The 11,392-nt window shown below is 45.7% G+C and carries 8 protein-coding genes and 1 pseudogene; 4 read left to right on the top strand and 5 right to left on the bottom strand.

What is annotated here, in order from left to right; all coding sequences use genetic code 11:
- Positions 1-181: 181 nt before the first annotated feature.
- Together PX636_RS15320 and PX636_RS15315 are read left to right on the top strand one after the other, a co-directional pair.
- The gene (locus tag PX636_RS15320) at positions 182-661 is read left to right on the top strand and encodes a hypothetical protein (RefSeq protein WP_041804515.1); all 480 of its coding nucleotides are present in this window, start codon (positions 182-184) and stop codon (positions 659-661) included.
- Positions 662-880: 219 nt separating this feature from the next.
- Positions 881-2,533, top strand: a complete 1,653-nt coding sequence (locus tag PX636_RS15315) for an acetolactate synthase large subunit (protein WP_002759883.1) — start codon at positions 881-883, stop codon at positions 2,531-2,533.
- Between the two features lie 124 nt (positions 2,534-2,657).
- Here the strand turns inward: PX636_RS15315 and PX636_RS15310 are convergent, their stop codons facing one another.
- Positions 2,658-3,905, bottom strand: a complete 1,248-nt coding sequence (locus PX636_RS15310; protein WP_004163037.1) for a DUF4912 domain-containing protein — start codon at positions 3,903-3,905, stop codon at positions 2,658-2,660.
- A gap of 402 nt (positions 3,906-4,307) precedes the next feature.
- Between PX636_RS15310 and PX636_RS15305 the strand changes: the two genes are divergently transcribed.
- Positions 4,308-5,645, top strand: coding sequence for a histidine phosphatase family protein (locus PX636_RS15305; protein WP_288117727.1), 1,338 nt, complete (start codon positions 4,308-4,310; stop codon positions 5,643-5,645).
- Positions 5,646-5,790: 145 nt separating this feature from the next.
- Here the strand turns inward: PX636_RS15305 and PX636_RS15300 are convergent, their stop codons facing one another.
- On the bottom strand, positions 5,791-6,468 hold the full coding sequence (locus PX636_RS15300) for a PEP-CTERM sorting domain-containing protein (protein WP_353853483.1): 678 nt from the start codon (positions 6,466-6,468) through the stop codon (positions 5,791-5,793).
- Between the two features lie 344 nt (positions 6,469-6,812).
- Complete coding sequence (gene crtD, locus PX636_RS15295; protein ID WP_288117725.1) at positions 6,813-8,321, bottom strand: C-3',4' desaturase CrtD; 1,509 nt, start codon at positions 8,319-8,321, stop codon at positions 6,813-6,815.
- Between the two features lie 514 nt (positions 8,322-8,835).
- On the opposite strand from crtD, the gene PX636_RS15290 reads away from it, so the two are divergent.
- Entirely contained in the window at positions 8,836-9,066 is a 231-nt protein-coding gene (locus PX636_RS15290; RefSeq protein ID WP_012264209.1) for a hypothetical protein, read from the top strand.
- A 163-nt stretch (positions 9,067-9,229) separates the two neighbouring features.
- On the opposite strand, the gene thrB is transcribed toward PX636_RS15290, so the two are convergent.
- Positions 9,230-10,147 carry a homoserine kinase gene (gene thrB / locus PX636_RS15285; RefSeq protein WP_002798768.1) on the bottom strand — a complete coding sequence of 306 codons (918 nt, stop codon included), beginning with the start codon at positions 10,145-10,147 and terminating at the stop codon, positions 9,230-9,232.
- A 391-nt stretch (positions 10,148-10,538) separates the two neighbouring features.
- Positions 10,539-11,039 (bottom strand): annotated as a pseudogene (locus PX636_RS15280) (superoxide dismutase); the annotation flags it as partial.
- Between the last annotated feature and the right edge of the window lie 353 nt (positions 11,040-11,392).

The following is an 11,392-nucleotide window of genomic DNA, read 5'->3' as shown; positions in this document are numbered from 1 at the left end:
AAGGTCGCGAAAGTCTGAGGAGAGAACCACCTCTGGGTGGGATTTCGCCAGGAATCTAATTCAAGTGGACTCGTTGAGCCAGAAATTCACAGCAGTGATGCGAGAAGAATCCACGTCCGTTTACGGCGTGGGGTATGTCAAAATAGAAGATTCCCTAGATTATTTTTGCGGGAGGCAATCGGTGATTCTCAATTTTTCCTTAAGGATTGTAGCGGCCAAAGGCAGACTATTCTGTAAGTTTTCACTCTACAAAACCTATCGGGTGGTCAGTACCGCCCCCGTCGATGTCCTCTGGCAAAAATTAATCAATGTGGCCGATGTCTCTTGGCATCCTTTGATCGCCAAGGCTGATGTTCCCTTGGGTTTAATCGCTAAACCAGGGTTAATCTATCAAGCTGTCACCCGTCTGACTCCCATTCCTATCCGGGTTTTCGTGGAAAATGTCCGCCCCGGGGAACTCCTCAGCCTCAGAGTTCTCGCTATCCCGGGCATGGAACAGAAAATGACCTACCAAGTGGAATCAACCCTCTGTGGTAGTTATATTTCCTATTCTGTCACTCTGCGGGGTTGGCTGTCCCCCTTTATCTGGTGGTTAAGTCGTCCCTATCTAGCCAAAGTCGCCGCCCAACTAGCCCACGCTGCCGAAGAATTAACGGCCTAAAAAAAATTCTCCCCAATTGTGCTAATAAATAATCTGCCAAGGGTCAAGATCTAAGTCACAATGGTATATGGATAGACTTAAACAAAATTTTAGTCAGCTACATTGGTACATATAGTCTACTGATATCATCCCGACGAGTTGAGCGCAACAACCTCAATCCGCCGGGATGAACTATCTCTAGAGACTTTACTGATGAAGTAAGCTCTACAGGAGGGAACTATGGGGGAATTAAACACAGCCGAACTTCTAGTTAAATGTCTAGAGAATGAAGGGGTCGAGTATATTTTTGGGCTACCCGGGGAAGAAAACCTCGATGTTTTGGAAGCCCTGAAAAACTCCTCGATCAAATTTATCACCACCCGTCACGAACAGGGCGCGGCTTTTATGGCCGATGTCTATGGACGCTTGACGGGAAAAGCGGGGGTTTGTCTCTCCACTTTAGGACCGGGGGCGACTAACCTGATGACAGGGGTAGCCGATGCTAACCTCGATGGGGCGCCCTTAGTGGCCATCACCGGCCAGGTGGGAACCGATCGGATGCACATTGAATCCCATCAATACCTGGATCTGGTGGCCATGTTCGCCCCGGTGACGAAATGGAATAAACAAATCGTGCGGCCGGGTATCACCCCAGAAGTGGTACGGAGAGCCTTTAAAACCGCCCAAAGTGAGAAACCGGGGGCAGTTCATATTGATCTTCCCGAAAATATCGCCGCTATGGCTGCCGATGGTCATCCCTTGCCCCTCGATAGTCAGGAAAAAGTTTACGCTTCCTACCGGACTTTGAACATGGCGGCGGCGGTGATTTCTAAAGCGAAAAATCCCTTGATTTTGGCGGGAAATGGGGCAATTCGCGCTAATGCTAGTGAGGCTTTAACGGAATTCGCCACGGCCTTGAATATCCCTGTGGCTAACACTTTTATGGGTAAGGGGGTGATTCCCTATACCCATCCTCTGGCTCTTTGGGCGGTAGGATTACAGCAACGGGATTTGATTAGTTGTGCCTTCGAGCGCAGTGATTTAATTATCGCTGTTGGTTACGATTTAATCGAGTATTCCCCGAAAAAATGGAATCCAGACGGGAAATTACCGATTATTCACATCGGCATGACTCCGGCGGAAATTGACAGCAGTTATGCCCCGGTGGTGGAAGTGGTGGGTGATATCACCGATTCTCTCATCGATATCCTCAAACGGGCCGATCGCCAGAATAAACCAACTCCTGTCACCGCGGGATTAAAGACGGAAATTCGGGCCGATTACGAAACCTATGCCAATGATACGGGTTTTCCGATCAAGCCACAAAAATTGATCTACGATCTGCGTCAGGTGATGGGACCGGAAGATATCGCTATTTGTGACGTGGGCGCTCATAAAATGTGGATGGCGCGCCAGTATCACTCCGATTGTCCCAATACTTGCATTATTTCTAACGGTTTCGCCGCTATGGGTATTGCTATCCCTGGTGCGATCGCCGCTAAGTTAGTTTATCCCAATAAGCGCATTGTGGCGGTGACGGGGGACGGCGGTTTTATGATGAATTGTCAGGAATTGGAGACAGCTTTGCGGGTGGGAACTCCCTTCGTCACTCTCATCTTTAATGATGGCGGTTACGGTTTAATCGAATGGAAGCAGTTAAACTATTTTGGGACATCTTCTTTTATTAAGTTTGGTAATCCCGATTTTGTTAAATTTGCCGAAAGTATGGGATTAAAAGGCTATCGGGTGGAATCTACTCAGGATTTGATCCCGACACTAGAGGAGGCTTTCCGGCAAGAGGTGCCTACGGTGATCGATGTTCCCGTCGATTACGGTGAAAATCTGCGTCTTTCCCAAAAATCGGGCGATCTAAGCTGTCAGATTTGGGAATAGAAGTTGATAGCGGCAAGCAACCCCCTCGGTAGCTTGCCGTTAACTTCTCGAAAAAAATCCCCTAACTAAATCTCAGTTAGGGGGAAGTAATTAGGTTGGCTTTGGTAACGTTAGAAAACCCGATCTAGAATAACCATTCTAGAACCGCCTCATCTTTAGTGTTGGTATTGCGAGAGGGGGTTTCCCGGGTAAATTTCATGTGGATAGAACGATTTTGTTCACCATCGGCGGCCACGGCCATAATCGGATAATCGATTAAACCATCTTGGAAGGACATCTGATAGCGGAAAGTGCCATCGGGATTGAGTTTAATCGGACGACCACCGATAGTTACGGTGGCATCGGGTTCCGTAGCACCATAGACGATTAATTCTGCATCGGCAACTAACCAGAATTTGCGCGGACGTTGTAGGGTTTCCGAAGCACCCATACCGATACCGGAAGCAGTTATGCCGATACCGGAAGCGGTTAGTCCCGATACCGTGGGAACTGCCCACATACCAACCCCGGAGGGGAATACATAAGAACTGATCACTTCCGACATCGGTACGGAACCGGCGACGTGCTGCATGGAACCAAACAAGGAACCGGCCACCCGTAGGGCCTCGATATCGCCGACACTCTCGAAAATTTGGTCGTAGATGGGGCTAGTTCCCGTGGTTCCGGCGCTGCTGCCGTAGCGTTTGCTGGGGGGGACGAGTTCGTAAACAGTTTTGCCCACCAGTTCTTCTTCCCAGTTAACGGTGACAAAAACATCTTCAATCCAGTCGGAAGGATAGACGGGAGGAATCCGCACTAAAGGAGAACGGGCCAAAACTAACCAACGACCATCAGCACAACGATAACCGATATCGATAACATAATCTCGATCGCTGACTGGAATCGGTAAATACCATTCCCGGGCCAATTCATCACAGAGATATTCCTGGACGCTATGCGCGCCTTGGCTATTGAGATCTATATCGGTGACATCATAAAGACGCAGGGCTAACTGTTGTCCCCCTTGACGACGTAGATCTTCTTTTGATTCGTTGGGGATATCCCAGTAAGCATAGGCCCACTGAGGATCGCGAGGTAGGAGGGTAATGCGATTTTCACCGTAGCCACCGGGCAGATCTCCTAAACCATCATCCACCGAACCTAGGATATCTTCGATCGGGTTAGCTTGACCTAATTCAAATTTTGCTGCTTCCACTGGTTTTTCCTCTTTAATAGTAGATTTAAAATTGCCGCTTACTCCCATAGCTTGGGTAATTGCCTCGATTAATTGCGTTTTCCGCATCCGACTGTAACGAGAGATGCTGTATTGACTGGCAACTCGTCGCAGTTGCCGCAAGGTCATCTCATCTAAGGGTGGGTATTCTGGGACCATGAGTTGACACTCTCCGATTAGTTACGACGGCAAATGTTTTTGAGCATTTGCAAAAGCAGTGATCTGGTTAACCCTTCTAACTACTCATCGATTGCTGTGTGAACGAGAGATCCACTCGATGGGGATCAAGGGAATCGCTTGTTATAAATACCTATTAAACAGCAAGATTCCGATTTTCACCAAGTACATTGTCATGGTTTCTTGACAAAACCGCCAAACCCTTGATCCCAAAAAGATTGTTATGTCAGGAAGTTTTGATATTCTGTGCTGCCTTGAAACTGTAGGCGATATTTTAGTACAAATGCGCTACACTGATTACTGATCACTGATCACTGATTTGTACTCCGATCCCGATCGCCTGTAATCTGATATTGAGACTTTTAGTTAAGGAGACTGAACCGCTTGGCTACCCGTGTGATTATTGTTCGTCATGGACAAAGCAGTTATAACGCAGAGCAGAAAATACAAGGTCGCAGTGATGGCTCGGTTTTGACGGAAAAAGGCCATCTGGATGCGGAAAAAGTAGGAAATGCCCTCAGTCAAATCGATATCGCCGCTTTTTACTGTAGTCCTCTCCAAAGAGCCAAATCTACTGCTGAGGTGATTCAGTCTCGTTTAAATAATTCTCCCGTCATTCAACCCACTTCGCAGTTACTAGAAATCGATCTGCCTATCTGGGAAAATATGGTCAAAGAGGAGGTAAAAGCTCAATACCCTCAAGAATATCGGGATTGGCACCAAAAACCTCACGAATTTAAGATGATACTGCCCGATGGTCAAGAACATTATCCCGTTCTCTCTCTCTATCAACAAGCCCAAGATTTTTGGCGAGAAATTATTCCCCAACACGAGGGCCAAACTATCCTCATTGTTGCCCATAACGGCATTAATCGCTGTTTAATCCTCAGTGCTATCGGTATTCCGGTTTCCTTATACCATTCCCTACAACAATCTAACTGTTGCGTTAATGTTCTCAATTTTACGGGTAATTTTGGTGATCCTGTCCAGGTGGAATCCCTCAATCAAACGGCACACCTAGGGATAGCTTTACCCCCACCGCGTCCTCCTTTCCAAGGTTCGAGGCTGCTGCTGGTGCGTCACGGAGAAACCCAATGGAATCGGGATAAACGTTTTCAAGGTGTGCGCGATATTCCTCTCAATGATAATGGCAAAGCTCAAGCTGAGAAAGCCGCCGAATTTCTGCGAGAAACGGCGATCGATCACGCTGTCACCAGTCCTTTGTCCCGTCCCAAGGAAACTGCCCAAATTATCCTGCAATATCACCCCGATGTCACCTTAGATACCCAAGGGGATCTGACGGAAATCTGTCACGGACTTTGGGAAGGCAAATTAGAGGAGGAAATTGAAGCGAGTTTCCCCGGGATGTTAGAAGACTGGAAAAATGCCCCGGAAACCGTACAAATGCCGGAAGGGGAGAATTTACAAGAGGTTTGGGATCGAGCGATCGCTTGTTGGCGGCAAATCGTTAAAACCTATAGTAATAGCGATCAACCCAAAACAATTATGGTAGTGGCCCACGATGCCATTAATAAGGTGATTCTTTGTTATTTATTGGGTTTAAAACCCGCCAATTTCTGGAATATTAAACAGGGAAATGGTGCGGTTAGTGTTATCGATTATCCCAAAGGGGTTGACTCTCAACCGGTCCTACAAGCAATTAATATTACCTCTCATCTAGGAGCGGGAATACTCGATCGCACGGCAGCCGGCGCTTTATAACAGTTATCAGTTATCAGTTATCAGTTATCAGTGGGTAAGTTAACAGTTAACAGATTTGAGTTTTAAGTGAGCAGTATGTGGTAAGTGTGCAGTATTAAATAGCAGTTTCTTGCCATCTTTTCACTGATTACTGATTATCAGCCAGTCAGCTGCCCTTGGCTTTCTTAATTAAGAACAGACTACCCCCAAGTATGGCGAAAGCAACAACCGCATTGGGTTCAGGAACTTTGGTAGCAAAAGAAGCATTGTCAATACTAAAACTATCGACAGCTGTTGTATTATTGGCAAAGATAACAGAACTAAATTCTGCTGTCCCGATAATACCGAGAAACCCATTCTCTCCACCAATTGTAGGATTGATAGAAATAGTTTGGTCTCCTGTGCCATCGAAATTGCCAGTAAGAGTTAACTCATCAATGCGGGAAAAGTCAGCACCAAAAGCCAACACGGTAGCAGGAAACTGCCAGGTTATGGTATCAGAAGCACCCGTAAGTGTACCGGAAGCATTATCGTAAACACCAGGATTGACGATGCTGACACTGTTGTTATTAAACGAATTAGGCAGTGTGGGAGGAGCGGAATTAGTGGAAACAATCCCTGAATCTAGGGTAATTGACTGTGCCGAAGAAATAGTATTGCTAAAGGTATCGGTGGTAATCTTGTACGAGGGGTTCGTGGCGAGTGCCGCTTCCCAGGCAGTCCGATTTGTATAAATGGTATAAGCACTAACAGAAGACACGCTACTTAACAGTAGAGTTACTGTCCCTGTGGCGAAAGCTAAAGAATTAAGGGCATTGAGCTTCACTAGGTTATTTCCTCTCATTAAAGGTGAATAAAAACCAGAGTATCAGAGCAGGTACGAAAAATCCTCTCATCTTTGTACAGAATAATTACAACCCACCTTCCGCACTTCTTAACATTCAATTGATAATTTTTACTAATACATTGCTTACAACCCTTTGCCAGTAAAGATTGTAGCTACAAGGATCGATTTTCATCAAGGTGAAGAATTGTAATTTGTTTTCTCAGAAAAAATCAATTATTGAAAATGTTCTCAATAGTAGTTTCTACAATGAAGCTTTTTCGTCAAAACATCTTGGGGAATGTAAAAATATATAAAGGTATATGAAGATGTGCGGAATGTCGGATTTAATTCCACCCACCCACTTAACTAGAAGCTAATAATTTATTTTCAATCTGTCTAACTACCGTTAGTGCCGAATAGCTGACTCCGGCAGTACCTTCTCCCGGATGGGTGGAATCTCCCACTAACCAAAGATGGGGGATCGGAGTGCGCGTCGCTACGCCAAAAGGGCCAAAAGTGGACAGTCTTTGACCAATACCGCCGACAATGCCCTGATTTCGCCCTGTAAACCGTTCAAAAGTGCGAGGTGTAGCTGATTCGATGTGAACGATGTGATCAGGACTAAGATGGAAATAATTACCGAGACGATTGATCGCCTCTTGGGTGTATGCTGCTTTTAATTGCTGATAATTATCTTCTCCTTTTCGCCACCAAAGACTGGTATCGGTGAAGGAAGAAGCAATAATCGTCGCTTTTCCCACTGGAGCGCGACCATCCCCTTCTTTACTCACGGAAACAAACAAAGAGTTATTTTCGCCGATCATGCCATCGTCATCGTAGAGGAATTGCAAATGGGGGGGACAATCGGGGGGAATAGCAGCGAGATCGACTCCTAAGTAAACCACAAAAGCACCGGATGCGGGGGGAAGTTTTTCGATTCTCTGGTGATAAAGACTGGGAATAGCGTCGCGATCGATTAATTGTGGTAAATTTTGGATCGGGATATTAGCGACAATCTCATCGGCCATTTCTGGATGTATTTGACCATTTTTTTGATTTCTGACGATAATTCCCGTGGCTTTTCCCTTTTCTGTCAGTATTTTTTCCACTGTGTGGCGCATTTGCAATTTACCGCCGTATTTTTCCAAAGCTGTTACTAGGCGATCGCTTAATACCTGCATACTACCCTGAAGGTGGGATAAACCTTGGGGAGACTGAGAAACTGCTAAAGCGGTGGCGGCATAAAGTAAAGCGGTTTCATCGGCAGTAACTTGGGAATAAAGCTTTAACTGGAGATCAAGGAAGGTTTTTAGGCGTTTATCCCTCTCTAAGCCGTATAATCGCAGAGCATCGCCCACAGTCATCAAAGTAAAAGGGAAGGTAATGGCAGTATCTACACGCAAAGCGGAGATTAATTGCCCTAAATCCCACCAGTTGCGCGGGGGTAAAACTGGATCGCGACTTTGAAAACGCCAACTTGCTTGAAAGAGTTTTTGTAATAATTGCCAAAAAGGTTCGCTGCCCGGAAATTGTTTTTGTCTTTCCTCTTGCCACTTTTGCGGATCGCGCCAGACGTTAATCGCAGTGGTTTCCCCCGGCAGAAAAACGGCACAAGCGGGATCGCAGGGGACAGAATCAGGTAAATCTATCCCTAATTCGGCAAAAATGCGCTGATGAATGCCCCCTACTTCTAATCCTGCCACTTGAGTTGCCCCCACGTCAAAAGTAAAACCCCGACGGGAAAAAGTCGAGGCGCAACCTCCGGGGACAAGCGCCTGATCATATACTGTGACTTGATAACCTCGACGCGCCAATAATGCCGCCGCCGTTAGTCCGCCAATCCCTGCACCAATAACGGTAATTTGCGTCATTTTCTTAACAATTATTTATATTTATTTTTATAGTAACGTTTTTGGCAGTCAGGAGACGGGAATCAGTGATCAGCTCCTGAAGGACGCAAAGCGCCCTAAAAAGAAAAAGAGAAACTAGGGACAAGCCCTGATATTCTAAATCTGGAAGTATCCTGAACTCAAACCGGAGTAACAATGGTGTCATGAGACCCGATTATCAGCTAGGTCCCTAGGAAAGAGGAAAAAAGAATTGGCGAGACGAGGATTAACTCTTGAACCCGTGGTCGAGAATCAAATAAAAAACCCTTCCTAGAACAAGGGTACTTCCCCGATCATAACTCGGAGCCAAGAAAGCCATGACCAAATCCCGAAACAAGTCTTCAAAAACCCAAAGTAGTGACCAGAAGTTAAACATCATCAATGCCAAGGCGGCGGGAGCGGAAAAGTCAAAAGCTCACAAACTCGTAAAGTTGTCAATCGAGCCGCCACGGCCTTTAGATTAGCCGCTCAAGCAGTCAGTCGTTCTAGTTGCGCTTTGGGGGCTTTTTATCGTCGTCTTTATCGCCGCGCTGGTGCGGCCAAGGCGATTACGGCTACGGCACATAAAATAGCGCGGATTTTTTATCATCTGTGGACGACCAAACAATCCTATCAAGAACTGGGAGCAGATGATTACGAACAACAGTATCGTCAACGGGTCATCAACAATCTCTCGAAAAAGGCGCAATCCCTTGGCTTTCAACTGGTTGAGGCTTCCTCAGCCTGAGTTAAGTTTCTGGAGAGTTGGAAGGTTTTGGGGTTTTAGGGTTTTGGGGGTTTAGGGTTTTAGTTAAAATTCCCCCACTTCCCCATTCCCCCACTTCCCCATCTCCCCGCTTCCCCACACCCCAACCACTCTGCCATGGACTCTTAACAAGTAAATTGGATGCTTAACAGTTTACTTGCGCCCCTAGGGTATCTAAAGCTAAAATTTTCACCTCAGAGTTAATCCCCACTTGCTGCCAAGCATTTTTCATCTCTGTTGCTGTTTTTTGGGCATTGTCGGGGTTAGTTAAAGCTAATAGGGTGGGACCTGCGCCACTAATTACCATCCCGTAAGCACCCGCGTTAATGGCGGCTTTTTTGACCTTTTCGTAACCCGGGATCAAAGATTGGCGATAGGGTTGATGCAGTTTATCCTCTAGGGCAATTCTCAGCCAATCGCCGTTACCCGTCTCCAATCCCCGCAATAATAAACCCAAGCGGGAAATATTGAAAATTGCCTCCTGACGGCTAATTTTTTCGGGTAAAACAGCCCTAGCTTTTTCCGTAGCCAGTTCAAAATCGGGAATCGCTAGGACGGGAATGAGATTTTTTTGCCAAAATACTTGACAAATAGCCCAATTTGTGCTATCACCTGCCGATAGCTGACAGTTGCCCCGCAAAGCCGGCACCACATTATCTGGATGTCCCTCCAATGCGATCGCTAATGCTGCGATTTCCCCCATAGATAAAGGATTTCCGGCGCATTGATTAGCGGCCACTAACCCGCCGATAATAGCAGTGGCAGAACTACCTAAACCTCTAGCCAGAGGAACCCCTAAACCGATCTCGATGGCGATAGGGGGCGGATTCTGTCCTATTTTTTGATAAACTTGCAAAAAAGAAGTGTAGATTAAATTATCAGCACCTTGGCTAACTTTAGCTGATTCAGTTCCCTTGACACTAATGCTGACAGGGTTAGCTGTTGTTGCTGGCAGCAGGGTAAAAGTAAACTGATTATATAGGGTTAAGGCCGCTCCGAGACAATCGAAGCCGGGCCCAATATTAGCAGTGGTAGCGGGAACTGTAACCGTAAAAGTTGTCATCGTTAAGCTTTTGCCTGAAGATAGCGGCGATTTACCTCCTCCCAGTTAACCACATTCCACCACTCTTTTAACTGAATGTCAGCAGAAGTCCCTTGCGCTTAGTGCCATGGGACGGGGCTTTTAAAGGGGCGAAGTAATTCGCCCCAGGGTTCCCGTCATGAATGCTGACTTTGTATATAGACAATTCTCAAAAACCGATGCTATAACAAACGGATCTTGACCACTATTGCTTAAGCGATAACCGAGCTTCGACGGGTCGTGTTGCCAGAAAAAGTATGGGTCTTAGGAACTAGGACTCCTGCCTGGGTCGGGAAGGTAAGACTTGCTATCTTTCGAGGTAGAAAGCGCATCCCATTGAAGCGGGAAGCTCTCAACGACCTTGAGAGTAGTTCACATACTCAGCCCGTTGATTACAGTATTTTAAGTAATAGGCGTGTTCCAGGACATCATTGCCCATAATTGGCTGTAATCCCTTCATTAGTGGGCTATCTTGGTTAGCAGTGCTGGTAATTTCTAGTTGTCCTGACTTATTTAAAACCAACCATGTCCAACCACTACCAAAAAGTTTAGTATCTGCTTGGTTGAAAGCGTTTTTAAATTCCTCGAAACTGCCAAATTTAGCGATTATTGCCGCCCCTATTTCTCCTTTTGGTTCGCCACCGCCATCGGGGGACATAATCTGCCAAAACATCGTATGATTAAGATCGCCGCCGCCATTATTGCGGACAGAGGTGGGAATATCGGCGGGTAAAGAGTCAAGATTTTTAATTAATTCTACTACTGTTTTTTTCTGCAATTCTGGATATTTTGCCACTGTCAGGTTGAGATTATTAACGTAGGCTGCATGGTGTTTATCGTGATGAAATTGCATCGTTTCCTTATCAATATAGGCTCTTTGAGATTTGTTATGCGAATAATTAATTGAAAATAAAATTCGCTGAGAGCGTATACAACTAAAAGTGGCTGAAATCTATAGAGGGAGAAACTTGAGGCACAAACGGGTTAATACCAAAAGATAGACAATAGAGTTAAGATTTGATAGAATACCCAAAAACGAGAGTATTTTACTTATGATACTTGACAAATTTTTGAACCTAGAAGGAACCTCTATTCAAGGCTATCTACACCTAGAAAATATCGGCATACTAGACCTCTTGCATAATTTTTTTATGGTATAAGGGAGGTTTTGGCTTTTTTCTCAATAGACCTCTTGCATAATTTTTTTATGGTATAATATAAGGTTTT

It is taken from the genome of Microcystis sp. M53598_WE2, from assembly GCF_030067735.1.
GTDB classification, from domain to species: domain Bacteria; phylum Cyanobacteriota; class Cyanobacteriia; order Cyanobacteriales; family Microcystaceae; genus Microcystis; species Microcystis aeruginosa.
The sequence above is the reverse complement of the archived record's forward strand: the minus strand, read 5'-3'. Positions and strand labels throughout refer to the sequence as shown.

Bases quoted from the DNA above. Each gene is read 5' to 3' on its own strand.
- PX636_RS15315 (WP_002759883.1), top strand. From the start codon at position 881: ATGGGGGAATTAAACACAGCCGAACTTCTAGTTAAATGTCTAGAGAAT.
- PX636_RS15310 (WP_004163037.1), bottom strand. From the start codon at position 3,905: ATGGTCCCAGAATACCCACCCTTAGATGAGATGACCTTGCGGCAACTG.
- PX636_RS15300 (WP_353853483.1), bottom strand. From the start codon at position 6,468: ATGAGAGGAAATAACCTAGTGAAGCTCAATGCCCTTAATTCTTTAGCT.
- crtD (WP_288117725.1), bottom strand. From the start codon at position 8,321: ATGACGCAAATTACCGTTATTGGTGCAGGGATTGGCGGACTAACGGCG.
- thrB (WP_002798768.1), bottom strand. From the start codon at position 10,147: ATGACAACTTTTACGGTTACAGTTCCCGCTACCACTGCTAATATTGGG.